This window comes from Sporomusa sp. 246TCP1 (assembly GCF_057319775.1).
This window is the reverse complement of sequence record NZ_CM170492.1, coordinates 1165344-1191369: the sequence shown is the minus strand read 5'-3', so window position 1 is coordinate 1191369 and position 26026 is coordinate 1165344. Positions and strand designations below refer to the sequence as shown.

Annotated in this window: 27 protein-coding genes, 1 pseudogene, 1 riboswitch and 1 other annotated feature; of the genes and pseudogenes, 2 read left to right on the top strand and 26 right to left on the bottom strand. The window is 41.3% G+C overall.

Annotated features, from left to right (window positions below; translation table 11 throughout):
• Positions 1 to 12: 12 nt before the first annotated feature.
• From AC1ECB_RS05940 to AC1ECB_RS05920, 5 genes are all read right to left on the bottom strand, one after another.
• Positions 13 to 1248, bottom strand: coding sequence for a beta-ketoacyl-[acyl-carrier-protein] synthase family protein (locus AC1ECB_RS05940; protein ID WP_485667860.1), 1236 nt, complete (start codon positions 1246 to 1248; stop codon positions 13 to 15).
• Positions 1241 to 1615 carry an acyl carrier protein gene (locus AC1ECB_RS05935; protein ID WP_485667859.1) on the bottom strand — a complete coding sequence of 125 codons (375 nt, stop codon included), beginning with the start codon at positions 1613 to 1615 and terminating at the stop codon, positions 1241 to 1243. Before AC1ECB_RS05935 ends, AC1ECB_RS05940 begins: the two co-directional genes overlap by 8 nt.
• Before the next feature lie 927 nt (positions 1616 to 2542).
• A complete protein-coding gene (locus AC1ECB_RS05930; protein WP_485667858.1) occupies positions 2543 to 3115 on the bottom strand; it encodes a beta-class carbonic anhydrase in 573 nt (190 codons plus the stop codon).
• 58 nt (positions 3116 to 3173) lie between these two features.
• Positions 3174 to 3626: a GyrI-like domain-containing protein gene (locus tag AC1ECB_RS05925; RefSeq protein ID WP_485667857.1), complete on the bottom strand. Its 453-nt coding sequence runs from the start codon at positions 3624 to 3626 to the stop codon at positions 3174 to 3176.
• Between the two features lie 37 nt (positions 3627 to 3663).
• The gene (locus AC1ECB_RS05920; RefSeq protein WP_485667856.1) at positions 3664 to 3951 is read right to left on the bottom strand and encodes a DUF3795 domain-containing protein; all 288 of its coding nucleotides are present in this window, start codon (positions 3949 to 3951) and stop codon (positions 3664 to 3666) included.
• A 164-nt stretch (positions 3952 to 4115) separates the two neighbouring features.
• Here AC1ECB_RS05920 and AC1ECB_RS05915 point away from each other — a divergent pair, with 164 nt between their 5' ends.
• A complete protein-coding gene (locus tag AC1ECB_RS05915; protein WP_485667855.1) occupies positions 4116 to 4553 on the top strand; it encodes a YaiI/YqxD family protein in 438 nt (145 codons plus the stop codon).
• A gap of 124 nt (positions 4554 to 4677) precedes the next feature.
• Here the strand turns inward: AC1ECB_RS05915 and nifU are convergent, their stop codons facing one another.
• The 10 genes and pseudogenes from nifU to AC1ECB_RS05865 all read right to left on the bottom strand — a co-directional run bounded on the left by nifU (position 4678) and on the right by AC1ECB_RS05865 (position 15518).
• The gene (nifU, locus tag AC1ECB_RS05910; protein WP_485667854.1) at positions 4678 to 5076 is read right to left on the bottom strand and encodes a Fe-S cluster assembly scaffold protein NifU; all 399 of its coding nucleotides are present in this window, start codon (positions 5074 to 5076) and stop codon (positions 4678 to 4680) included.
• Positions 5077 to 5171: 95 nt separating this feature from the next.
• Positions 5172 to 5408, bottom strand: coding sequence for a MoaD/ThiS family protein (locus tag AC1ECB_RS05905; protein WP_485667853.1), 237 nt, complete (start codon positions 5406 to 5408; stop codon positions 5172 to 5174).
• A gap of 197 nt (positions 5409 to 5605) precedes the next feature.
• Positions 5606 to 7345, bottom strand: a complete 1740-nt coding sequence (locus AC1ECB_RS05900) for an aldehyde ferredoxin oxidoreductase C-terminal domain-containing protein (RefSeq protein WP_485667852.1) — start codon at positions 7343 to 7345, stop codon at positions 5606 to 5608.
• 278 nt (positions 7346 to 7623) lie between these two features.
• A complete protein-coding gene (locus tag AC1ECB_RS05895; protein WP_485667851.1) occupies positions 7624 to 8595 on the bottom strand; it encodes a bile acid:sodium symporter family protein in 972 nt (323 codons plus the stop codon).
• A gap of 51 nt (positions 8596 to 8646) precedes the next feature.
• Positions 8647 to 8894, bottom strand: a binding site (T-box leader).
• Between the two features lie 77 nt (positions 8895 to 8971).
• On the bottom strand, positions 8972 to 9856 hold the full coding sequence (locus AC1ECB_RS05890; protein WP_485667850.1) for an ABC transporter substrate-binding protein: 885 nt from the start codon (positions 9854 to 9856) through the stop codon (positions 8972 to 8974).
• A 36-nt stretch (positions 9857 to 9892) separates the two neighbouring features.
• The gene (locus AC1ECB_RS05885) at positions 9893 to 10765 is read right to left on the bottom strand and encodes an ABC transporter substrate-binding protein (protein WP_485667849.1); all 873 of its coding nucleotides are present in this window, start codon (positions 10763 to 10765) and stop codon (positions 9893 to 9895) included.
• 672 nt (positions 10766 to 11437) lie between these two features.
• A pseudogene (locus tag AC1ECB_RS05880) lies at positions 11438 to 12154 on the bottom strand (amino acid ABC transporter ATP-binding protein); the annotation flags it as partial.
• Positions 12147 to 13739 (bottom strand): ABC transporter substrate-binding protein/permease, encoded by a 1593-nt coding sequence (locus AC1ECB_RS05875; protein WP_485667848.1) that lies wholly within the window; start codon positions 13737 to 13739, stop codon positions 12147 to 12149. The pseudogene AC1ECB_RS05880 and the gene AC1ECB_RS05875, both read right to left, overlap by 8 nt.
• Positions 13740 to 14437: 698 nt before the next feature.
• Complete coding sequence (locus tag AC1ECB_RS05870; RefSeq protein ID WP_485667847.1) at positions 14438 to 15103, bottom strand: DJ-1/PfpI family protein; 666 nt, start codon at positions 15101 to 15103, stop codon at positions 14438 to 14440.
• Positions 15096 to 15518: a DUF3795 domain-containing protein gene (locus AC1ECB_RS05865; RefSeq protein ID WP_485667846.1), complete on the bottom strand. Its 423-nt coding sequence runs from the start codon at positions 15516 to 15518 to the stop codon at positions 15096 to 15098. Before AC1ECB_RS05865 ends, AC1ECB_RS05870 begins: the two co-directional genes overlap by 8 nt.
• Positions 15519 to 15678: 160 nt before the next feature.
• On the opposite strand from AC1ECB_RS05865, the gene AC1ECB_RS05860 reads away from it, so the two are divergent.
• Entirely contained in the window at positions 15679 to 16014 is a 336-nt protein-coding gene (locus AC1ECB_RS05860) for a winged helix-turn-helix transcriptional regulator (protein WP_485667845.1), read from the top strand.
• Positions 16015 to 16116: 102 nt separating this feature from the next.
• Here the strand turns inward: AC1ECB_RS05860 and AC1ECB_RS05855 are convergent, their stop codons facing one another.
• From AC1ECB_RS05855 to dut, 11 genes are all read right to left on the bottom strand, one after another.
• Positions 16117 to 16344: a YlzJ-like family protein gene (locus AC1ECB_RS05855; protein WP_485667844.1), complete on the bottom strand. Its 228-nt coding sequence runs from the start codon at positions 16342 to 16344 to the stop codon at positions 16117 to 16119.
• The gene (locus tag AC1ECB_RS05850) at positions 16344 to 17126 is read right to left on the bottom strand and encodes a ClpP family protease (protein ID WP_485667843.1); all 783 of its coding nucleotides are present in this window, start codon (positions 17124 to 17126) and stop codon (positions 16344 to 16346) included. The genes AC1ECB_RS05855 and AC1ECB_RS05850 overlap by 1 nt, the downstream gene beginning before the upstream one ends.
• Before the next feature lie 618 nt (positions 17127 to 17744).
• Positions 17745 to 19364, bottom strand: a complete 1620-nt coding sequence (locus tag AC1ECB_RS05845) for a ribonuclease J (RefSeq protein ID WP_485669288.1) — start codon at positions 19362 to 19364, stop codon at positions 17745 to 17747.
• A gap of 257 nt (positions 19365 to 19621) precedes the next feature.
• Positions 19622 to 20503 carry a 4-hydroxy-tetrahydrodipicolinate synthase gene (dapA, locus tag AC1ECB_RS05840; RefSeq protein ID WP_485667842.1) on the bottom strand — a complete coding sequence of 294 codons (882 nt, stop codon included), beginning with the start codon at positions 20501 to 20503 and terminating at the stop codon, positions 19622 to 19624.
• Positions 20504 to 20518: 15 nt separating this feature from the next.
• Complete coding sequence (gene dapG / locus AC1ECB_RS05835) at positions 20519 to 21739, bottom strand: aspartate kinase (RefSeq protein ID WP_485667841.1); 1221 nt, start codon at positions 21737 to 21739, stop codon at positions 20519 to 20521.
• A 10-nt stretch (positions 21740 to 21749) separates the two neighbouring features.
• The gene (locus tag AC1ECB_RS05830) at positions 21750 to 22781 is read right to left on the bottom strand and encodes an aspartate-semialdehyde dehydrogenase (protein WP_485667840.1); all 1032 of its coding nucleotides are present in this window, start codon (positions 22779 to 22781) and stop codon (positions 21750 to 21752) included.
• A gap of 65 nt (positions 22782 to 22846) precedes the next feature.
• A complete protein-coding gene (gene dapB, locus AC1ECB_RS05825) occupies positions 22847 to 23641 on the bottom strand; it encodes a 4-hydroxy-tetrahydrodipicolinate reductase (protein WP_485667839.1) in 795 nt (264 codons plus the stop codon).
• A 170-nt stretch (positions 23642 to 23811) separates the two neighbouring features.
• Positions 23812 to 23982, bottom strand: a riboswitch (Lysine riboswitch).
• 120 nt (positions 23983 to 24102) lie between these two features.
• Positions 24103 to 24777: a general stress protein gene (locus AC1ECB_RS05820; RefSeq protein ID WP_485667838.1), complete on the bottom strand. Its 675-nt coding sequence runs from the start codon at positions 24775 to 24777 to the stop codon at positions 24103 to 24105.
• A 130-nt stretch (positions 24778 to 24907) separates the two neighbouring features.
• Positions 24908 to 25171 (bottom strand): YlmC/YmxH family sporulation protein, encoded by a 264-nt coding sequence (locus AC1ECB_RS05815; RefSeq protein WP_485667837.1) that lies wholly within the window; start codon positions 25169 to 25171, stop codon positions 24908 to 24910.
• A gap of 8 nt (positions 25172 to 25179) precedes the next feature.
• Complete coding sequence (locus AC1ECB_RS05810; RefSeq protein ID WP_485667836.1) at positions 25180 to 25500, bottom strand: hypothetical protein; 321 nt, start codon at positions 25498 to 25500, stop codon at positions 25180 to 25182.
• A 76-nt stretch (positions 25501 to 25576) separates the two neighbouring features.
• Positions 25577 to 26020: a dUTP diphosphatase gene (dut, locus tag AC1ECB_RS05805; protein ID WP_485667835.1), complete on the bottom strand. Its 444-nt coding sequence runs from the start codon at positions 26018 to 26020 to the stop codon at positions 25577 to 25579.
• Between the last annotated feature and the right edge of the window lie 6 nt (positions 26021 to 26026).

The following is a 26026-nucleotide window of genomic DNA, read 5'->3' as shown; positions in this document are numbered from 1 at the left end:
TCCACCAGTCTGTTAAACTCTAGCAAATACTATGGATGAGTTATATCCCCCAAGGCCGCTTGTGTTACTTAAGCAATAGTCTATTTTCACATCGCGGGCAGCATCTTTTACATAATCCAGATTGCAATTGGAGTCGCCTTTCTCAAAATTCCTATTTACATGGACTTTTTGAGTTGCAAGACTTTTAGCGCAAACAAAAGCTTCGATGGCTCCGCAAGCGGCAAATGTATGACCGAGCATCGATTTTGTACTATTAATAGGGATCGAATATGCCTTTTCGCCAAAAACTTCCTTGATGGCGGCGCTTTCTTCAGCGTCATTTGACTTTGTGGACGTCCCATGAGCGTTGATATAGCAAATTTCATGTGGCAAAAGTTTCGCGTCCTCCAATGCACCTTCCATTGCAAGAATTTTTCCTTTGCGAGATGCATCGGTTATACTGACACCATCCATTGCACACCCATATCCCACAATTTCCCCTTTCACATCGGCCCCTCTTTTTCTTGCGTGTTTTAATGATTCCAGCACCAAAACGCAAGCACCCTGTCCAATCACAAACCCGTCCCTGTTCTGGTCGAACGGCCGCATGGCATGTTCCTTGTCGCTGCTTGAGGTTATCATACTCAGGCGGCTGAATCCAGCGGCATGCACGCCCGTCAGTTTATTATCCACTCCTCCTGCTAATATAATCTGCACTTCCTCATGTTGAATCTTTCTAAAACCTTCCCCAATTGCTTGATTACCGCCAATACAAGCTGATGCGATTGTACTGCCATATCCTTGTAAAGAAGCAACAATGGAAAGATGGGAAAGGAGAAGGTTAGGATAGGTCTCAAGAAACCACTTGGGGTTTCTTTCCTCCACTGGTATTCCTTCGTATTGCTCGCAAATTGGGGCTCCACATGCGATAATTGCACCAATATTATATTTCATCGTATCCTCAACAGGGTGCAAATTGGCATCTTCCAAAGCTTTGAGACCAGAATAAACAAGCATTTTAGTCGCTAAATCCTGTTTATTGAGTTTAGCTTTCTTTTGCCTGTCAATATTCCCAAAATCATTAAAAGAAAAATCATGGGCTATGCCGCCAAGAAAAACATTGTATCTTGTCAACTTTGCATAATTGCCTTCCAAACGGCGAATGCCATTCTCTCCAGCTATTAGCGAATCCCAAACTTTGTTACAATCGCATCCAAGCGGGGTCACCAATCCGATACCTGAAATGACAACAGGTTCCGCCTTAGCCATTTGCCAGTCTCCATTCGGCAAAATACACTAAATTTTTGACCTTTAATAAGGATTTAAAATTTTGTGTTTGTTTGATCTCATTCAGCAATTCATCCTTAATATGCGGGTATTCTTTTAACCTGTTAATTTTTTCATCCTTACTTTCACTATTTTCTTCCTGTAAGAAAGGTGGAAAAATATCGTCTATCGAAACTTTACCCAAATTGAAATCTTTTTCCAAACGAAAACAAATATCGATAAAATCAATTGATTCGGCGGCCAAATCAGCAATCAGATCAGATTCCATGGTTATCTCATCCATTGAATCTTCTAATCCCAGCACCTCGCTTAATAGTTTTTTTACTTTTTGCTCAATCTGTTTATTCATAATTCATAATTACTCCTTTCGAATATTTAGAGCTTATCCCTAATATAAGGCTTATCGGATATATGTTGGAATATATTATTTCCCTTAATTATAAAATATAGGTAATTATTTAATCAAGTTCAATATTATACCATTTTATACAGAAATAACTTGTATATCTAATAATTACCTAATTTATATGCCAAACTCTCTATTTTATACTAAAACTTTACTAAAACTAATATCCCAAGTTTGGCAACATATTTTTCCAAGTCATTATAAATCAAAATAGCTGTCCCCCGCTATTTCGGGAGTTTATTCCGAAGCCTGACTCAAAAGAGAATTATGAACATCCATTAACTCGTACCGAACGAGTTAATGCTCATGTCACTGTTTGCATTTTGGCCTATCTTCTGCGAAATACTATGGAGATGATGCTAAAGAAGGCTGGATATTCAATATCTCCCATAGACGTTTTGAAACAAACACAAAGTTGCCAGTTAAATCAAGTAAGTATCAAGGGCTCACCTGGTTATTCTCTTACCATATTAGAAATGACAGAGGATCAAATAAAATGGAAAAAACTCTTCAACTGTGAAAATTTATTGAAACCAAAGACATTAGAGCAAATAACAACATTTTTGAAAAATGCGTTGTAGTGACAAAAATACTATTGATGCATGACTTAAAGCCTTGCTACGCTTAGTTCTGGAAAATTTTACGCCAAACTTGGGCTTTAATGGATTCGTATCGATATTTCTCGACAAACTTAATCTTTTCTTCTGGATTTATTTTTGTCTTTACTGGCATAAAAACTCCCCCCATAGGAGACAATTTATTTTTTATTGTCTCCTATGGGGGGAGCATATCAGAATGCGACAGCCCCTTTTTCTCTCTATAAAATACTAATTCCGGCTCGTGAATAGATCATTATGGAAAGGCGCCTGCTTATTTTATGCAAGCCTGATAGCCGTCCACTACAACTTCAAGTTGTCCTGTATGGGGATTAAAAATCAAACCATGAATAGGTACATCCTTAGGGATAAGTGGATTATTGCGAATTTTTAAAACTACTTCCTCTATGTTATCTATGGGATGATGAAAGTGATCTATCCAATTTCTCAACTCTGCTTCTATCATTTTGATAGCATCTGGTGAAATTTTGCGTACTAACATTTTTTGAATAAGGCCCTCAGCTGTTGTATGAGCCAAACCACAGTCAAGATGACCAATCACCATTACTTCTTTTACACCTAATTCGTAGATACTAACAATTAAACTGCGAATCGTAGATTCAAATGGACCAGTAACCGAATTACCTGCATTTTTTATTACTTTTGCTTCACCGCGTTTGATACCCATTGCCGGTTCTAAAAAATCTACCAATCTTGTATCCATACACGTAAAAATGGCTAAATGCCGGTTAGGCAATTTGCTGTTCTCAGGACAATAGTGAACACTCTCAACAAAACGTTCCATAAACTGACCATTAGCTGCTAATACTTGTTCTAAAATATTCACAACAAATCTCCTATCATACTATTTCTACTATATATTTAGTATAACATAACAGCCGCCGTCATCGTATAGGCATAACAATTTTCGTCAATAGTTCGCTCTCAGAAACTTCTTGTGGAGAATTGAAGTAATATTCATAAGAAACGCCTGTCGCAGTATAGCCGTTTTCCTCAAGCCACTTGGCCATCTCGCAATAAGGCTGTTCCATGCCGCTGTAAGGGCCTTTGTACATACTGGAAATCACCTTACCTGCAGGAAGTTCGCGAGCCTTCATGTTGCCTTTTTCCGGCAGCAGTTTAGCAACAGGGAAGCCCATCTCAACATCAAGGTTTTGCATATCCAGGTTATGATAAGCGGTAAACGGAGCAAATACGGGTTGCTCACCAAGTTCCTGCAAATAGGACATAATTTTCATATAGCTTTCACCAATGACGTGGGGAAGTAATTCCAGAGTGGTAGTGGTTCTGATTGACACTACTGGTTGTACCTTTTCTTCACTTATTTCAATTAACATTTGTTCTCTTACTCCTTCACAAACCTGTTTTTGCTGCTTAAACTTGTGTGCTCTTTAGCTTGGCCACCCTGTCGTCAATTGATTTTTGGTGTGCTTCATCACTTAACTTCGGGTCTTTCAGGGTAAACCAGGTTTTACAGGGTAATTTTGCGCAATCACCGCAATTTTTATAACCGTTTTCCACTACACACTGGTAAACCGGGCACACAACGGCATTAATATGCTTTGTCCAAAACACCCGGCCTTGTAGGGCTTCACATCCCCCGTTACATTCACTGTCACGGTAGGTGCACCCAACACAACTGGCTCCACAAACACATAGCATTTTTCTATCAACTCCTTCCATAATCTGCTAATAGCATAGTGACCTACCATAGTTATAACATAAAGCTAAGGAATACGCATGCTAATAATGCCTTTTATATTTCGCTTTTTATTCGTTTTAGATATAATTAAATAGAAAACTTTGGTGATATATAAAGGAGCACTATGAAAATACTGATTGACGCTGACGCCTGTCCCAGGGCAGCATTACAGTACTGTTTGGAATCAGGAAAAAGGCATAATATCCCCGTTTGGACGGTAGCAAGTTTTAACCATACTATTCTGTCCGATCACCATGTAACGGTGGGCAATGCGTCACAGGAGGCCGATATAAAAGTCATCAATCTAACTGAAGCCGGCGATATCATCATTACCCAGGACTGGGGTCTGGCTTCGATGGTATTGGCTAAGTCGGCCTATTGCCTTAACCCAACAGGTATAGAATACTTACCAGACAAGATGGACTTTTTATTAGAAGAACGGGAAATCAAGGCTAAATTTCGCCGGGGCGGCGGACGAACAAAGGGACCCAGCAAACGAACCCCAGCGGATGATTCACGCTTTGCCGCCGGGTTGGAAAGAATTATTTGTACCACAAAATGAAAAGTAGGCATAAATCCCTAATTACATAAGGATTTATGCCTACTTTCTATATCCTCTAAGTACGTTATGCCACTTTCAGAAAAAAACATTCACATATAAGTAAGTTTTGGCATTTTCCCATCCATCAGGGAGCTATAATTTGTTCTCTTCTCCCATTATTAAGATAATCTGCGATAGCCCTATGGAGCGCATCAGCTGCAATATTTGAACACCTCAATTTATTAGGCGGCAATCCGTCTAAGGCTTCAGCTACATCTTCATTACTTATCTGAAGCGCTTCGTTAAGTGTTTTGCCAATAGCCATTACTGTAACCATGCTGCTTGCAGCTATAGCGGCAGCACAGCCGAAGGTTTTAAATTTGACATTAGCCAGTGTATTGTCTTTTATTTTTATATATATTGTTATCCTGTCACCGTCTACAGGATTGCCTACACTGCCTATCCCGTCTGCAGCTTCTATTTCTCCTACATTTCTGGGATTTGAAAAATGATCAAGCACTCTATCATTATACATGTTATACATGATTTTCGCCTCCTGCTATGCAGCTGTACACGCTTATGTTTATATATGATTCCACTGCAAAAAGTACCCTGCAAATATTTCAACGATTATAAAACTTAACCACCGCCTACTGGTGGGAACAAGGCAACCCGGTCACCATTGGTTAATAGCTTCTCAAGCTCACACCCGATGCCATTTATCATAATCAAGTGAATCTCTGTCGGATCAATTTCAATTTTTTTAACTAAATCAAGTACAGTCATGCCCTCAGGTATATCGACCATTATGACTCCATGTGGGCTTGATGGCGCATAACGTCTCAATGTGGCATATAAACGCACTTCCAATACCATACAAAAATCCCCTCCTCTAGGATTATTTTAAAATTATGCTTATATATTATCATACCTATCGACTCTAAGCAAAACTAAGTGATAAAAAGCCGGGCAATCAGCCCGGCTTTTTATCCAGATAGAGAGGTTAACTTCCCTGGATTGAACGACTAAGGCTTCTGCTGGCCTCCTAAAGAACTAGTCACAAGCAAAATTGGCTAGAAATTGTAGACTTCGTCGATTTCTTCAGGCTTGAAATCCCAAACTTGGTTATGTGGCGGGCAAGGCTCATATTCAAAGAATTCCGGCAGACGATCATGAGCGTTAGTAAAACCAGCTGCTGCATTAAAGTCCCGTTCAACTTTAAGAATTGATTTTCCGAGGGCAGTTACGTCGTCTGCTGTCAATGACAGACCATAGCGGGCATTGATCATATCGACCAGAGCGTTGAAGCCTTCCGGAATATCCAGGATAGCGAAGGCAATGAAGAGACACATACCAGTGCTGTCAACAGCAGCGGTAGCGATTTGCAGGTTACGGGAGAGTTCTACTTGTCCTTCCTTCTGGAGCGGATCTACATAGCCGCCAACTTTCAATATGTTTGTAGCAATAGTGTAACCAGAGGTGTGGTCTGCTCCCATTGGAGAAGTCGCATAGGTCAGGCCGATCCCCTTAACGTTACGTGGATCGTACGCCGGGATAGCCTGATCCTTAACTATAGGAGTCCGGAACAGACCGCAAACCTTACCAACAATAGCTGTACCACCACCAATGATTCGGCCAAGTGGAGTAGGCGTAGCGATTTCCTTGATAGCAGCCAGAGCAGCGTTGCCATCACCCCAAGGCAGTAAACCACCTTCAATAGCTGTAGCTACGGCAACAGAAACATCGATAGCGTCTACACCGACATCATCCATTGCCCGGTCAATATAAGCGATGGCATCCAAATCTTGAATACCGGCGTTAGCGCCAAGAGCCCAGATAGTTTCATACTCAAAACCACTCGTAATGTAATTGCCTTCTTTGTCCGGATACCACTGTGAACAACGAATGATGCAGCCAGTGTGGCAGCCGTGAGACACTTTGCCTTGACCGCCACGCTCACTGATCGTGGCATTCAGGGTTTCACCGGAGATTTTGTCATTCCAGTCGATGCGACCAGTAGTGAAGTTCTTGGCAGGAAGACCGCCAGCTTCATTCAAGATGTTAATCAACACGTCCGTACCGTACGCCGGCAATGCCTGACCAGTAACCGGATGAGTAGTCAACGCCTTGGCAAACGCTTTGGCTGCCGCTCTGAATTCCTCTGGTTTCGCAATGGTAACGCCTGGTGCGCCGGTATCATCGATTATCAGCGCTTTTACCTTCTTTGAACCCAGCACTGCACCCAGACCGCCACGGCCGGCACTTCGAATGTTGCCTTCAGGATCTTTAAAGGAAATATTAGCGGTAGGCAGGCGATATTCGCCAGCCGGACCTGCCAACGCGATACCAACTTTTGCACCATATTTCGCATTTAAGACAGTGATTGCTTCGTAGTTGCCACAGCCGCCAAGTATTTCAGCCGGAGCCTCATCGATGGTTACACCATTCATATCAATTTTCAGTATATAGAACTTGTCTTCTTCAGGCATTCCTTCGATAACCAGAGCTTTGATACCCATTTTGGCCATCTTTTGAGAGAAAGTTCCGCCAGTGTTACTTTCCTTGATGGTACCGGTCAGCGGACTCTTACCACCTACAGAGAGCCGTCCGGACTGAGCAGCAGTAGTACCGCTTAGGAGGCCGGGAGCAAAGATCAGCTTGTTGTTTTTTCCCAGCGCATGGCAGGTGGGCTTGACTTCATCGTTTACGAAGTATGAAGTAAGAGCGCGACCTGCTAGGGCTGCGTACTTTTCTGGAACCTCACTTGTTGCAACTTCCTTGGTTGTCATGTTTATACGGATAAATTTGTCCATGAAAACCCCTCCTAAATAATTTTTAAAAATAATAGAGGCGAATTCGCGGGCGCGATAATTGCTTATCACACCTTAACATTTATTATCTCCTGTAAAATGATAATAAAGCAGCAGGAAAATATTAATTTTTTGTCTCGAACTTACACCACATATCATACACAGAGTATCAGAGCCAAGTACTTTCTCATGACACCAAGACAGACAAAAGGCTCTCTTATCCAAAGCAGCGGATAAGAAAGCCTTTTTGTCGTTCCGGCCATAGCCTGTGACAGCAATATTTATTTCACGGCAACATCTTCAAGAGCAAACACCGTTTCTTCTTCAATAGGCTTGTTACCCCAATAGCTGGCTAATACGCTGCCTGTAATGTATTCCCAAACAGTCATGACTGCAGCTGGTAAAGCTGCCATCGGATCCAAATGCGCTAATGCCAGGGCAACGGCAAGACCTGAATTTTCCATACCGATTTCAAAAGTAATTGCCCTGGATTTTTTCTTTGACATGCCAACCACCCTGCCGGAATAATAGCCAAGAAGCAGTCCGGCTATATTATGAATCGCTACGGCTACACACAGAACCAGCGCCACTGTCGCTAGCTTAGCTGCATTCAACGCCACTACGGCAGCAATGATAGAAATAATACAAGAGACCGACACAGCCGGAACCACCTTGGTGAGTTTCTCCACTAAAGCGGGAGCCAGCATATGCAGTGCAACTCCGGCAGCTACCGGAACTAATACAATTTTGACTATGTCCATAAGCAGTGCGTTAACATCAATAGGAATCATGGCCCCTGCCAAATAGGCAAAAATATAAGTGGTAAGTACCGGTGCCAAGATGGTATTAATACTTGAAACTGTGATAGAAAGAGCTGTATCCCCTTTGGCAATATATGTCATAACATTAGAGCCAGTACCGCTGGGGGCGGCTCCCAAAAGAACCATCCCTGCGGCCAATGCCGGTGGCAAACCAAGCATGTGGGCTACACCAAAACCTACCAGGGGCATAATCAAATAGCGAAAAAAGACTCCATAAAATACATCTTTAGGCCGGGTTAACACCAGACGGAAATCTTCGAATGACATAGTAAGACCCATCCCCAGCATAATAACTCCAAGGAGGTACGAAATATTCTTACCGATCGGTTTAAATGGTTCCGGATAGAAAAAGGCAACTATTGAAAAAATCACCACCCAAAGCGTCATATTCCGACAAATAAACTGAGCCAATTTTTCCAAATACTTCATCACTAATATCCTCCTGCAAAATAAAAATCCTCTTGCCCTTCAAGTCAATAGACTTAAAGGGGCAAGAGGCAATTCTCGCGGTACCACCCTTTTTACAGATAAAAACATCTGCATCTCATCAGGTCAAACAACCCTAGCAGAATAACGACTGCACTCCCGGCGGAGCCGAGACCGGCAAAGCTTACTTTGTAGTTCAGCTTTGCTGTTCAGGAGTGATGTTTGTATTCCCATCGTACTGATTCGCACCAACCATCAGTTCTCTTAAACGACATAGAAAGCAAGTTCTCCTTCATCACATTTATCATATTAAATTAATCGTATTTTCAGGTTATATATACTATACCCTTATAGTTTTCTCCTGTCAACATAATTTAGCATTCTACTTAGCTAAATCTTCCACCTTTTTACCTGCATCTGGTACGAATAGCGGCTGACCATATTTACTTACGCCGAAATCCTTGATGATGGCCTGGCCTTCATCAGACACCATGAAATCAGCGAACGCCTTGGCTCCGTCTTTATTAACTTTAGAGAACTTCTCAACGTTTACTTCCATTACATGATAAATGTTAAGCAGCGCGGCCTCTTTTTCTAAAACAATATCCAAATCCAAATTCTTTTTCTGAGCGAGATAAGAAGCGCGGTCTGTTAATGTGTATCCCTTTTTCTCAGAGGCAATCTTCAGCGTCTGTCCCATACCGGCACCGGTTTCCTGATACCATTCACCTTTAGGGGTTATAGCTGCTTTTTTCCAGAAGCTTTTTTCCATTTTGTGAGTTCCCGAATCGTCACCACGCGAAACAAAGATTTTTTCAGCTCCTGCAATTTTTTTGAAGGCATCTACTGTGGTTTTTAGGCTTTTAACGCCTGCAGGATCATCCTGGGGTCCAACGAGTATGAAGTCATTATGCATAACCAAGCGTCTGTTAATCGCGGCCCCACTGTCAACTACTTTCTTTTCCGCGTCAGGAGCATGAACAAGCAACACATCAGCTTCTCCCTTTTCTCCCATAGCCAGGGCTTGACCAGTACCTACAGAAATAGTTTTAACTTTATAGCCGGTCTTTTTCTCAAAAGCGGGGATGATTTCATCAAGCAATCCGCTATCTTGGGTACTTGTGGTTGTAGCAAGAATAATGTCTTTATTAACTGGAGCAACCTCAGCTTTGTTCTGTTTCGTTTCATTTGAGGAGCAGGCCGCTATTGTAAGTGAAAAGGCAACTAGCAACACAAGCATTATATAAAGCAGATTTTTATTTTTCATTGTTAACCTCCAAAAAATTTAATGTTATTTTAAAAATTACTTTAGACTCTTTCCAGCCGGCGAATTCGGGAAAAAGAGCGGTTCACCATACTTATCCTTGCCAAAGTCACGAATAATTTTTTGCCCTTCTTCCGAAGTTACCCAATCTACAAACTTCATGACCTCAGCGTTTTTTACGCTGGTGAATTTTTCCGGGTTGACGGGGATAACCGATATGTAGTTAAGCATAGACTCGTCCTTCTCCACCATTACCTGCAGTTTGATAGTATTCTTCATAGTAATACAGGTAGCTCTGTCCATGATGGTATATCCCTTTTGTTCATCTACGTATTTTAATGTTTTGCCATTGCCTTCGGCACCCTTCTCGTAGACACGATACCATTCCCCTTTAGGCTGAAGCCCTGCAGATTGCCATAACTCCATTTCTTTTATATGAGTTCCAGATTTGTCGCCGCGGGAAATAAACAGGCTTTTGCTGTCCATTATTTTCTTCAAAGCAACGGCAATGCTCTTCTCCCCTTTAACATTAGCAGGGTCTTCAGCAGGACCGACTAAAACAAAATCATTATACATGACATCATAGCGCTTGGTACCAAAGCCACCGGCAACAAACTTTTCTTCCAAAGCCTTGGCATGAACCAAGACAACGTCAAAGTTACCGCTTTCCGCTAATTTTAGCGTAGCTCCTGTACCTGCTCCCACATGTCGGATAACAATACCTGTCTTTTTATGAAATTCGTTTTCTAAAACATTTACAATTCCTGCATCAATTGGTCCAATAGTGCTTGCAAGCAAAATCTGCTGCTGCGCATCCATCTTTTGCACTGACGGTTGATTTCCGCAGGCTGTTAGCAGTACGGTCAGCGATAGTAAGAAACAAAGCACCCAGGATTTTCTCCACCTCATCATCGCACACTCCCCCCCAATTACCATCAAAAATCGCTGTCCAACAACAAAATCTTCCCTACTACATGTTATCCACCGTTTCCAGACTTCAATAAAACTCCTCTCTAAAAAAATAGAAACCAGCTTCTCACCCCTTTCGCTCCTAGGACGCATGCCAGTTTCCCTGCAAATGTACAACCCTGGAAATCATAGTTCTTATTATTAGATAACCAGAGTCGAAGCAAATACAAGAGAGACATAACATGATTTCCCGTCTATATTTCTATATAGATATATATTATCCTTTTATTCCTGAAGATATTTCTATATTCACTTCCCTTTCACCTTGGCCACCAATATGTTCTTTCCATTCTCATAGCTGTAGCGGATACTGTCACATGTGCCTTTTATAAGCATTAATCCGATATCATCGTCTCGCACGCCTTCCTCAAGCGGGTTTACAGAAACTCCCACGCTTTCAAACACAAATTCTAATTGCCCACTTTTTTCTGAATAGGCAAAGGTAAGTGTAATATCGGAAAACTCTGTTTGCAAGCCTAAAACTTCCTCAACAAGCAGCAGAACATTAGTAGAAATTTTTCTTGGTAACAGATGTTTTGCACAAAAGGCTTCAATTTCTGCGTTCATTGCATACAGATCATAGTTTTTGCTATTAATATGGTAGTTAAAGCTACGTATTCTATTAATAAATGCTTTTGTTTTTTCCTTTTGCGGATTTTCAAATATCTGTTGTGGTGTACCCTCCTCGTAAATTATTCCTTCGTCCATATAAAATACACGACTTGAGATATTGCGGGCAAATTCCATTTCGTGAGTAACAATCATCATCGTCATACCAGCTTTGGCAAGACCGCGGATAACCGCTAAAACCTCACTTACCATTGTCGGGTCCAAAGCTGATGTTGGTTCATCAAATAGTAAAACCTCCGGGTCCATGGCAAGGCAGCGGGCAATGGCTACCCTTTGCTTTTGCCCCCCGGATAGTTCATCAGGAAAGCTGTATGCTTTCTCGGCAAGCCCAACCAGCTTCAGCAGTTCTAACGCTTTGCTCTCTGCAGTGGCTTTGCTTTTGCCCAGTAGTTTGACCGGTCCTATCGTAAGATTATTCAACACCGATAGATGCGAATACAAATTAAACGACTGAAATACCATTCCGACTTTTTGGCGTATTTGGGGAACATTGGTGGTTTTTGCCAACAAAGGGGTATTGTCAATAAAAACACTGCCGCCGCTGGGAATTTCCAAAAGGTTAATACAACGTAAAAATGTGCTTTTTCCTGTGCCGGAGGGCCCGATTATCGAAACAACCTCACCTTTTTGTATTTGAGCGCTTACATCTTTTAGCACCATAAGTCCGCCATAACTTTTAGAAAGATGTTCGGTTTTAATCATTTGCCACCCTCCTTGCTCTACGATTTCTCTTCGGATTACTTCTTGCTTCCATATAGTCCAGAATAAGAGCAAGTGACCATGAAACAAGGAAGTAAAGCACAGCTACCATGATAAGGGGGAAGAACGCATCGAAAGTACGACTCCTGATAATATCGCTGGCCTTTGTCAAGTCCTGTACCGCAATGTAGCCAACGATTGAAGTCATCTTTACTAAAGAAATTAATTCTCCTTTATAGACAGGAAGCACCCGCCGTATTGCCTGCGGCATTATAATATACAAGAAAGTCTGGGTTTTGGTAAAGCCGCCTGCAATCCCGGCTTCGGTTTGGCCTTTATCTATACTTTCAATTGACATCCGAAACATTTCGGAAACATAAGCTGCAAAATTCATACCAAAGGCCAAAACTGCCACAAGGATAGGGCTAATATCTACCGAGGCAAACACCACATAGAAGATAATCATAAGCAGCACAAGTACCGGGATTCCCCGCATGATGGAAATATACAACCTGGCGATAGTATCTGCAAGCCAGTTTCTGCTCATTCGCATAAAACAGACCAAAGCACCAAGCAGAGTACCAAAAATTGCAGCCACCAGAGCAATTAACGCAGTTGTTTTTAAGCCATCAAGGATAAGTAAATAGCGATTTTCACGGATAATATTGTTATGAAACCTATCGGACAGATTTTTTATTAATGGTATGGCAACTACTGTATCTGGCTGTTCAGCATATTTGGCAATATTCTTTTTAAGGGCAAACACACTTGCCCCCAATTCATAATAAGGGTCAGAAAAATCAATTTGCTGCTTTCTTTCTTCTGTTATCATCATGGAACTGGCAATCATGTCAATCTTTTTGGTAGCAACAGCGGCAACTAAGCTGCCAAACTCTGTATCTACCAGTTTAAGTTCTTTTCCCAGATAGGCCGCGAATCGTTCGGAAAGTTCTACATCAAAACCTACCATCTTATTATCTTTAACAATCGCGAAAGGCAGTCCTTTATCACTTACCATACCTACGATAAGGACACCGTTGGTTTTGGGATTATCAATCACCGGCATATCGGTAACACCATTATTGATCCAACGATTAACCATATCGTCATACACGCCGTTTTCTTTGCTTTGTTTTAAAAAAGCATTAAACTGCTCTCGCAAACCGCTATTTTGCTTATTAAAGCCAATACCAATAGGAACTGAATACACTCTTTCTTCCAAAAAAGCCAATTCATTGTCGTTCCGAAAGATTTCGATCAGTGTTTCCCGGTTATAAAAAGCGGCGTCAACTTTTCCAGACTTTACGCCAAGAATTAGGTCTGGTGGACTTTTATACTGCAATAGCTCCGCCTGGGGGTATGTTTTTGTTGCGTATGCATCGTGAATAGAACCGAGTAAAATCCCAATGCGTTTATCTTTTAGATCCGCAGCTGTTTTTAGCTTACTGCTCTCAGTTATTACGGCAGTTTTTGTATCACCCTGGATGGCCGTTGACAACTCTGTGGGTTTTCCGTTTTCGCCATTACACCCGACGAGCGACAAAAGTATAATAAAAAGCAATACTACCATAACTGCTTTATTTTTCATAACTTCGCTCCTTTACTTATAAACTACTTCGCAGCATTAAACAGATAAACTTCTTTACCACTCCGGCAAGTGGGCCGCACACATTCGCCTCCTTTACCTATACATAGGCATCTGCTTCCATATGATAATAATTATGAGAAAAATAGCGATAACTTACTAAAAAGGTAAGTTATCGCTATTTTCTCTACATTTAATCATATTTCCTGCTATATATGACATAAAAGGAGCCAAAAATGTGGGTTATATACAATTCGGATAGTACATAACTTATTACAAACAAATTCAGTAGCAGATGGCTTGTCCCTCCTTTGTCTTACGTTGAGTCAATGGGATACAAAGTGAGGGGTTTTACTTTTGGCATTGCCCCAAAAGTAACAAAAGGTCTAGGCCCTAAGCGTCCAAAAGCTGAAAAGCCGGGCGGTATTCCTAAAATCCGTAAACTCGCTACGCTCAAACAGTACGGATTTTTTAACGGAATACCGCCCGGCTTTTCTCCTACGGAACGCTTTTTCCGGCAAAGGCCGGGGGGTACGGGAGTTACGGGAGTTGTCGGGGTAACCACCTTATGAGAGCACAATTTCTTTAAAGCAAGGAGGTGGCGGTACTATCTTACTAGCCTTATTTATACTAGGCTAGTTTTCGTTTCATCCACAGTATGTTGAAAATTTCTATAGGTTTAAAAGTATATATATATACTATTAATAATTTGGCAATTGACTAAATGAGTTCTTTGAACATTTGAACATTTGATACCATTCTTCTATTTGAGATTCAGGATAAATTTTTAGGAGCTCAATTATGAGACGAGCAAACTCAACCGAGCCTCCACCGTTAGCCGTTATTATATTACCATCGCGAACTGAAAAATCAACAACATAATCCGATTCATTACAATAATCAGGTACAAATTGATCTAGAAAGCCAGGTGCATTGCTTGTATGTCTAATGCCTCTTAAAAGCCCGGCTCGGGCCAGCGTTATTGTAGCTCCGCAAATTGCTGCTATTGGCACCCCTTGTTTATGAAAGTCAATTAACATACTTTCAAGAGTCTCGATATAATCAAAGTACTTCCTAAATTCAGGTTTTTTCTTTTGCCACATTTCGCCGCCTGGTAATAGTAATAACAGTGTTTTATCATAGCTAATCTCTGATAAGGTTATATCTGGCGTTACCTTTAAGCCACCCATAGTAGTAACTGACTCTTTTGAAAAACCAACACTGACAACAGAGAGTTGTCCCCGCCGTCTTAATTCACAAAGAGCAATAGCCGGTTCCCAATCGGCCATGCCATCAAATACAAGGATATAAACGTATTTTCCGATATGCACATTTTTTGATCGTTCCTCGTTTATAATACTAATCATTTAATTTTATTTTTCCCTTGAAATAAGTCTCTTTGACCTTGTGGGCCTTTTCCTCTGCCCATTTTTCTAGCCCCATTTTTTTTATTAGACAAGAATTAAACACTTTTGTATTGTGCGGTCTTTGGTCGGCTTGGTCAGCGTAAGGGTGCAAGTAGTCACATGGAAAGTCGGTGCAATCGTAACAAAAGCTTATCCCTTTTCGCTTAATACATTGATAGATGTAACAAGGTTGATTTCGTCCAATGGCAGCGATTACTCCAGATACGTTGCGGCACCCGTGGCACACGGCTTTTTCTGCTGGAACATTAAGTCGCAGGCCAATAGCTTCTCTCAAACTCTCATCGGTGTTTGCCAGATAAATGGGGCAATTAAAACAGTCTAATCCGCAGGGCGCAGTCATGTTTTGATAGTCCATACATTACCATCCTTTAATCACTTATTTGATTTTCTACAATCAGCAATAATCGGAAAAGAACTTTTAAAGCTACCATACATTGTGTTATATTAATTATAGAGTTAACATTAAAAAAAAGGAAGTAGTTACATTATTTGTAGCTACTTTACCAGGAGAAACTATGGAGAAATGTTGTACTTGTGAAAAATGTAATGCCGCATTAGAAGAAACGCTCTCTATTATTGGAAGTAAGTGGACGTTTTTGATCTTGTGGAATCTTTATGAAGGGACGAAACGATTTAGTCAATTACAAAAGTCTCTACAGGGAATAAGCCCTAAGACGTTGTCTTTACGATTGCATGAATTAGAAGCCAAAGGAGTAATCATAAAAACTGTCTATCCTGAAGTTCCACCACGTGTTGAATACTCTATGACTGATAAAGGCAATAATTTAAAAGATATATTTGGCGAATTAATTAAATGGAGTAATACTCATTCTTCTACAAAGCACGATTAGGTGACTTGAGGCTACTCTGCTCATCTCACCTACTTTACCGCTGATGGTTCTTTACAACAAGAAAAGCACTCTCTTATGAATGAGAGCGCTTCAACGGCAGGTTTACATGTAATAATCCGTTATTGGTTCGTAAGACAAAACCGCACCTGGCTGAATATCGTTTCGCAAATAATCCCGTGGGTCAGTTGACAGTATCCGAACTATTCGATATTCATTATCAGCGGTTTTCTCAACCATCATTTTTGTTCCTGCGTATTCGATTTCTTCATAATTCGGCTGATACTCCTGGGAAAGTAGTATTTCCATTGGCATAACTGTCCACAATACCATTACTGCTTCAGCCCCTTAGATTCTTTCTTTGCATGAATCATATCCTGCAATGTAGTCATGGCTTGAGCAATACCGCCAATTTCGTCAATAAGACCATAGTGAACTGCGTCTCTGCCTGCTAAGGAAGTACCAATATCCCGCGATAACTCACCTGTCTTAAATAATAATTCTTTTAACTTTTTCTCCGATATATTAGAATGTGAAGTAATAAAGTTATTAACACGATCCTGCATTTTTTCAAGATAATCGAAAGAACTCTGCGCACCTATTACAAGCCCAGTCAGACGTATTGGATGGATTGTCATCGTAGCACTTTCGACAATAAATGAATGAGTAGCTGATACAGCCACCGGTACGCCAATACTATGCCCGCCTCCCAGTACAATGGAAACAGATGGCTTCGACATGCTGGCAATCATTTCAGCAATTGCCAAACCAGCTTCCACATCACCACCAACTGTATTTAATAATAACATAAGTCCTTCCACTTCAGAACTTTGCTCAATAGCTACCAGTTGCGGCATTATATGTTCATATTTAGTAGTTTTGGAGTTTGGCGGTAATACCATGTGGCCTTCGATTTGACCAATTATTGTCATAACGTGTATATTGCTTTTCGCTATTGGCACTTCCGTAGCGCCCAATTCCTGGATAGTTTCCGTTGGGCCTACTTTTTGGGCTTGTTTGCTTTTTTTAGGAGCCTCCGTCGGAGACGGCTGTATTTGTGGCTCTTCAGGATTAGTACCGGGAGGAGCAACTACCGGATTATCATTCACTATCATATGAATATCCCTCCAGCTAATTAGCTAGTCTTTTTTACCTTAACAGAAAGGTTAACTTTCCGTTAAGCACCGATAAGAGCAACATCGACTTGTGCTTTCGCGAAAGGCTCGGCTCAAGCCGTATTTTCTTTATCATACATAGTATTGGCACTGACGGTGATTTCATACAGATATAAATTAAAAAGCCCCAGCTTACCAAACCATCTTGCAGCAGGTAGGCTCAAGGCTTTCTTAAATGTATCAGTATATGTTTTTGAGAGTTATAGAGGCCTTATAAAACAAGGAGTGTCAAGTATAAAACCCGGCACAGGCGGCCCCGTACCCCGTGCCCCCGTACCCCGGCCTTTGCCGGAAAAAGCGTTCCGCAAGAGAAAAGCCGGGCGGTATTCCGTTAAGAAATCCGTACTGTTTGAGCATAGCGAGTTTACGGATTTTAGGAATACCGCCCGGCTTTTCAGCTTTTGGAGGCGTAGGGCCTAGACCTTTTGTTACTTTTGGGGCAATGCCAAAAGTAAACCCCCGCTCCTTGTATTTCATTAACTCAACAATAGGATTCATGGATTTGGGTATTGGATAACTGATGTGCTCAAATCCAAAGGACGCGAAGCGTTTTTCTTATTATACTTCCATAATAATTGGCAATATCATAGGCCGGCGTCGCGTACGTTCATATAAGTATTTGCCCAGCGTATCACGAACATTTGATTTAATTGTCGCCCATTCGGTAACACCATTAAGCTCACATTTATCCAGGGCCTGTCGCACTCGATCTTTGGCATCATCCATTAGTTGCTCAGATTCGCGCACATATACGAAGCCGCGGGAAACAATATCTGGCCCGGCAGCTACTTGACCACGCTGTTTATCCATGGTTACAACAACAATTAGTATTCCATCTTGTGAAAGTTGACGGCGGTCTCTCAGTACAATGTTGCCGACATCACCAACGCCGAGACCATCTACTAAGACATTGCCAGATGTAACCTTGCCGTTAATTATACCCTTTTCAGCAGTAAATTCTAGTGATTGTCCGTTTTCAGCAATAAAAATGTTTTCCTTCGGCATCCCTAATGCTTGTGCTAATTGGGAATGTTTGATTAAATGCCGATATTCTCCATGCACGGGAATAAAGAATTTAGGACGTATAAGATTGTGCATTAATTTAAGTTCTTCTTGACTGGCATGCCCGGAAACATGAATACCGGAAGTTGACTCATACACAACTTCGGCTCCTTGCCGGAAAAGAAAATCTATTGTGCGTGAAACTAACTTCTCGTTACCAGGTATTGGCGTAGCCGAAATAATTACTGTATCTCCTGGAACAATCTCGACCTTTTTATGATCTGACATAGCCATTTTGGTTAGTGCCGACATCGGTTCACCTTGGCTGCCGGTTGTTAAAATAACAATTCCTGATGCAGGATAATTATTAATTTCATCAACATCAATAATCACGCCTTCTGGTACATTCAAATATCCTAGTTCCAGTGCAATAGTAACAACATTGACCATGCTGCGACCAAGTATAGCCACCTTGCGCCGATACTTGCAAGCCGTGTCAATGGCCTGTTGAATTCGATGAATATTGGAAGAAAACGAAGCAATAATAATACGTTCCCGCGCAGTACGAAAAGTTTCATCAAAAGTTACACCAACCGATTTTTCACTCTGCGTATAACCAGGGCGCTCTGCATTGGTACTATCGGCCAAAAGCACTAGCACACCCTGATCACCTAACTCAGCAAATTTATGAAAATCGGTCACCTTGCCATCTACTGGAGTTTGATCAAGTTTAAAATCACCAGTATGAACGATCACCCCCGCTGGGGTCTTTATCGATAACGCTACTGCATCAGCGATACTATGACTTACCCGGATAAATCCTATCTTGAAATTGCCAAGTTGAATCTGGTCACCGGATTGTACAGCATACAAATTATTGGCAGCAACATTATTTTCCTTTAAACGTCCTTCCAAAATTCCAAGTGTCAATCGAGTTCCATATACAGGTACGTTAAGCTGTTTTAACACATATGGCAAAGCCCCAATATGGTCTTCATGCCCGTGTGTCAGCACAATTGCTTTTACTAAATCACGATTATCCAATAAATAGGAGATATCAGGAATAACCAGATCAATGCCCAACATGTCATCTTCGGGAAACATCAAACCGGCATCAATTACTATTATCTCATCACCGTATCGGATAACAGTCATGTTTTTACCAATTTCCCCCATCCCGCCCAGGGGAACTATCTGTACTTTGTTTGGTTGTCGAGCCAAAAAAACATACACCTCCAGAATTTAAAAATTCAATATAAATTAAGTTGTAACCGCCCGTTCATTAAACCACTGAAAAAAACCGGTAGTCCTGCCCACTTGTCAATAATTATAACCTATTTAATCTCTGACAACAAGTGGTACTGCTCGCCAGCAATATTATATGCAATAGACATATAAAAAAACCGGTAGCATCCGCTACCGGTCGACTGTAGTTATATAGCGCCTATTGATTTCATTACCTTTTTTAGTTGTTCCTCTTCACTGGCAGTAGGAGGAACCAATGGCAATCTTACTGGTCCGGTATTTATCCCCAGGATATTTACCGCTTTTTTGATCGGTATAGGATTGGTAGTAACAAAAATAACTTTAAAGAACGGCATAAGTTCAAGATGCAATGCCTGCGCTTTATTCATATCACCAGCCAAAAAGGCGGTTATCATCTCCTGCATGCGTTTACCTACAACATGAGCAGCTACACTAATTACCCCGTAGCCACCCACAGACAAGCTCGGCAAAGTTAGTCCATCATCCCCGCTATATACCAAAAAATCATCGGGAGTTATACGGATAATTTCAGAAACTTGATCTAAGTTACCACTTGCTTCTTTAACTGCAACAATATTATCTATTTCGGCCAGACGTGCAATCGTTGCCGGTAAAATATTAGAAGCTGTTCGCCCGGGAACATTATATACAATAAGTGGCAGACTTGTTGATTCGGCAATGGCTTTAAAATGCTGGTAGTACCCTTCTTGCGGCGGCTTATTATAATAGGGACCAACGAGCATTGCGCCATGCACACCAATTTTTTCCGCCTCTTTAGTCAATTCAATAGAAGCTCTCGTATCATTTGATCCAGTGCCAGCAATAACCGTAGCCTTATCACCTACAGTCTCCATTACTATTTTGAACAATTTTAACTTTTCATCGCGAGTTAATGTAGCTGCTTCACCAGTGCTGCCGGCAACAACCAGTCCGTCAGAACCGTTATTCACAAGATAATTCGCCAAATTGGCCACTTCACTATAGTTTACACTATAATCAGCATTAAACGGGGTTACCATTGCGGTTAAGACTCGCCCGAAATTCTTCATTACACTCGCCCCTTATTAATTTGATAAACCAAATTTCTCATGAAGCGATTTAACAGCAGCACCAACATCACTTTGCAGCACAAGCACTGAAATAGAGGTATGAGAGTCTACTGTCTGGAGAATAGCAATTTTATTGCGAGACAGAGCTTCAATAAAGCTTGCCATCACACCTGGTACTTCTCGCATTCCGCCGCCAACAACGGATACTTTTGCACAATCTTCTACTATTTCAAATTCATAATTTAAACGTTTAAGTTTTATTGATGCTTTTTCGGCATGGTCAGCATTAATGGTAAACATGATCTCGCCGGGATGAATATTAATTAAATCAACGCTAATACCATTATCAGCCATAGTTTTAAACACCTTAAAACTTGCATCAGTTCCCATAGTATCGTCTAGATGAACTTTAACCTGAACAATATTGGTCAAGTAGGTTACGCCTGTTGCAACACGGTCAATTACTGCTGAACCACCGGTGTCTTCTTTGGCAATATTAGTAATAAGTGTTCCGGGAGCTTCAGAAAATGTTGATTTTACTACAAGGGGAATATTTTTTTGCATGGCAATTTCAACTGCGCGGGGATGTATAACCTTGGCACCTTGATGAGCCAGTTGACATACTTCCCCATAACTTATGCAATCAAGGATTTTTGCATTCTCAACAATTCTTGGATCAGCTGTCATGATTCCGTCAACATCTGTATATATTTCAATAATATCAGCATTCAGAGCCGCCCCCAAGGCTGATGCACTAGTATCACTGCCGCCTCGTCCCAAGGTGGTAAATTCGTTTTCGCCAGTCATACCCTGAAAACCACACACAACAGGTACCTTTCCCTGTTTTAACAGATTGATTATCTTTGTTGGATCACACTTTAAAATGCGGGCATCAGTAAAATGTTCGTCAGTAATAATACCCGCAATTCCTCCTGTCAACATTACTGCGTCCATACCTGCGGCCTGCAGCATACCGGCCATAATCACGGCTGAGATTATTTCGCCACAACACATAATCTGATCAAGTTCGCGATCAGCAATATTCTTATAGGCTGACCGCGCGATATCAATTAGTGTATCGGTAGCGTAAGGAGCCCCCTTGCGTCCCATAGCCGATACTACAACTACCGGATTAAAGCCTTGATCCCGCGCCTTTTCAATTTTGCGCAGTGCAAGTTCCCGCACTTCGGGTGACGCAACAGATGTGCCCCCGAACTTCTGGACAATTATTCGCATTTTGTACACCTCAAATTAAATTATGCTCAATCATATACTCAGCTATTTGCAGAGCATTAAGCGCTGCACCTTTTCTAATTTGATCGCCTACTACCCACATGTTTAATCCATAAGGTACAGTTTTATCGGCCCGAATACGACCGACGAACACTTCATTACTGTCCGAAGTATATAACGGCATAGGATACAGCATTTCAGCCGGGTTATCTTGTACAATTACACCCGAAAATTTAGAGAGTACCTGTTTTGCCTCTTCTGGAGACAGCGGGCCATTCAACTCGATGTTAATAGATTCAGAGTGACTGCGATATACTGGTACCCTAACTGTCGTCGCAGTTATCCCGATGTTATAGTCATTGAATATTTTATGGGTCTCATTTATCATTTTCATTTCTTCTTTAGTGTAATCTTCCTCAACAAATACATCTATCTGTGGTAAGAGATTAAACGCTATTTGATAATGCTTGGGCAAGCTGGCACTTGGTAAAATATTCGCTTCTACAGGACGATTTTCTACAACCGACCTAACCTGGTCAGTCAGTTCATCAATGCCTTCTTTGCCGGCGCCCGAAACAGCTTGATAAGTAGAAACAACTATGCGCTTGATCTTTGCTGCATCATAGACAGGCTTTAATGCCATAACCATAATAATTGTTGAACAATTAGGGTTAGCAATAATCCCTTTGTGATTTTTTATAGCTTCAGGGTTAACTTCCGGCACAACCAAAGGTACTTCCGGGTCCATACGGAAAGCACTTGAGTTATCAATAACAACCGCTCCCCGTTTGGCGGCCTCAGGAGCTAATGTTTTACTAATTGAACCGCCTGCAAATAAGGCAATCTGCACACCATTAAATGAATCTGGTGTTGCCTCCTCAACGATGTAGTCTTTACCCATAAAGGCAATAGTTTTACCTGCTGAGCGTTCAGATGCTAACAACTTCAATTCGTTAAATGGAAAATTACGTTCTTCAATAAGTTTTAAAAATTCTTGGCCAACTGCTCCAGTTGCCCCTAAAATTGCTACATTATACTTTTTCATTTAAGTTTTCCCCCATTCAATAATTCAACTCATAGTTCTTGCAGATCAGCATTCTTTGGCACGCTCTAGCCCATTATATGCTCAAGACCCAAAATCAGTCCATCAACGGTTAGCACTTTCTTACAAGCCAGTACTACTCCCGGCATAAAAGATTCTCTGGATATCGAGTCATGGCGAATTGTTAGCGTTTGTCCCAAGCCACCAAAAATTACTTCCTGATGAGCTACATAGCCAGGTAACCGAACACTATGTAATCGAATACCTGCTTCCTCGCCGCCACGCGCACCAGGTAATTTTTCTTTCTCATCGGGATGGCCTTGCTGCATTGTTCCCCGTACACCGGCAATTAATTCGGCAGTTCTGAGAGCTGTGCCAGACGGAGCATCAAGTTTTTGGTCATGATGCATCTCAATAATTTCAACATGCGGCAAATACTTAGCAGCCTCTTGTGCAAGCTTCATCATAAGAATAGCGCCGATGGAAAAATTAGGTGAAATAACCGCATTAACTTTAGAAACGGCACATAGTTCACGAATATCCTCAATATCAGGTTCCGTTAAACCGGTTGTACCTACAACCGGACAGACGCCATTTTTAATTGCAAACTTAATGTTATTTAAAACTGATTGCGGATTGGTAAAATCAACCATAACCTGAGGTTTCGTTTCATTGATAACAGTAAGTAAATCATTGCCAACTGTTACCCCTGTTTTACCTGCACCGATAATATCACCTACATCAGCAAACTCGGAATTTATATCTACTGCTCCTACTATGCTTAACTGTGGATCATTATGAACGGCTCTCAACACTTCCCGACCCATTTTGCCATAGGCACCACATACCATCACTCTAATCAAGCACTATCCACCTCCTGTTTAATAAGAAAAGAAGCCTTGTTCAATCCAGAGAAAGTAAACTTTCCAGCTGGATAAAAGATAAAAAGCAGCTGGTGAGTACATTTCTCACCAGCTGCTAAACAGCATTTTCTGACCTTAGGAAAATATATGCGTATATATCGTCCCTGACCAGATGAGATAGCACTCCACCAAGTACTGGTGACAGTCTTAAATCTATTTGATGTAAGACCAGTAAGAAGATTTGGCGTTCTTTCTTACTTCGGCGGTTACCCCTTTTCTTTCAGCTCATCGATTCCACTCTCACTGAAAGTACTCTTGACTCCCGCACCTCTACTTCATCCTTTACAGGATGTTGCTTATTCATTTTATACACATTTTATACCAAATGTTCCTGCATTGTCAAATAAATATTGAGAGTTGTTTATTTTATCACCCAAAATGCTTCTGGTAAAAACACATTTTTAGGTTAATGCATGAGTTTCAACATCTTTTGCTCCGTTTTGACGCAGAATTTGAGCTGCTTGATTCGCTTTAGCGGCATCAGAGCGGATTATTGCCAGAATCCCGCCTTGTACTACATGTTGTTCATAGCGCCTGCCTGCTTCCGCCGGAATACCCCAATCAATAAGGCCACCCGTAATACCGCCTGCTACCGCCCCACTTAAGGCAGCTGCTATTGGCCCTGCGGCTAATACAGGTCCTACACCAGGAATAGCTAAAGCACCTGCCCCCAAAAGCAAACCGCCAATACCGCCTAACGTGCCGCCTGTTAGGGCACCATCGGTAATATCATCCTCAACATATTCAGTTTCCCGGCCTTGCTGCTTTTTATTCTTGGAAACAATATTTATTTCTTCTGTTGTGAACCCTTGCGTTCTAAGCGCATTTACCGCCTGCTCAGCCTTATCATGAGAATTAAATACACCAATTACGCTCTTTACTCCTGTTGTGCCTGCCTGCATTGCAGACGGCTGAGTCTGCGCCGCCGAACCCGCAACCGGTATCTGAGCATTTGCAGTTTGCGACTGGGTGCTTGTATTACTATTTACCAAAGCATTCTCTGTATGGCCTGAGATTTGAGTTGTTGGCTGACTGCCAGTAGTTCCTTGCAAAATAGAATCGTTTGTTATTGACATCAATAAGCCTCCTAACATTAATCTGATATACAGTTTACTGTTAGGGTTGACAAGTACCGCATTTTTTATGCTAGATGGAAAGGTAAAGAATAAAAGACTTGACACAAACCAAGTCTTTTATTACCCAAACTTAGCTAGAATACATGCGCTCATACGCATTATCTAAGTCAACAATAACAACTTCATCCCCAATGCGTTTGATTGCCTCCCATGGTATTATTACTATCTGATTGTCACCTAAAAAATTAAATACTGTTTTTCGTTTGGGGAGAATTAATCCGCCAATAACACCGGAGCAACTGTCAAAAGTAAGTTCACACTCGCCAACGATACCTAAACGCGCACCGTCTCCCAAATTAATAACTTCTTTTCCAGTCATTTCACTTATCCGCATGCTTTCACCTACTTGCTATCAAATAATTTACTAACAACTGGTTGAACAACCGCCACTGCAATCGCCGTCATGGCCAGAGGATCGAAAGTAATTATACTGATAGTTATCCGTTCAGGCAGCTCCAGCTTTAAAAATGAAACAATCATTACCAAAGAAAGATATACGCCGCCGGCAGTGGCAACTAAATCTTGTACAGCATGGGAAAAGGGGGATGTTTTTGGCTCAATATAGGGTATATTGTCCAAAGACATGCGCAAACGGCAAACACGCAGCCAAACAGACCCCATAACCACCAAGATAATTAACACTAATGTCGCCCAGGTATACATAGTAGCCCTCCCTTAACCTGCTTCTACCTATGTATATGGTTAATAAGAATAAGTTATGAAAAAAAATCACCATCCGTTACTGACCGGTACTCCCAAAGCCGCCTGAACGAACAGTATCAGCACAATCGTTATCTGCTATAAGATACTTATAAAAAATCGCCTGTGCTAATCTGGTTCCTTTGGTAATTGTAACAGATTCTGACCCATGGTTAAAAACGGCAATTAAAATATGTCCCTCATTCTCCTTATTATTATAATAGTCAGCATCAATAATCCCTTGCCCATTAATTAAACTCAAACTATGCTTAACAGCCAAACCAGAGCGAATATGAATGCCTAGGTATTCGTCTTCCTCCATATAAGCTTTAATGCCTGTCGGAACTAACACAACCTTTCCGGGAAACAAAGTAACATCCTGGGCAATTGTAAGATCATACCCGGCACTTAATGTAGTCTTGCGAATAGGTAATTTTATATCATGCTCTCGATATTGACTAATTACCTCAAAACCTCTTGCCATAAAATT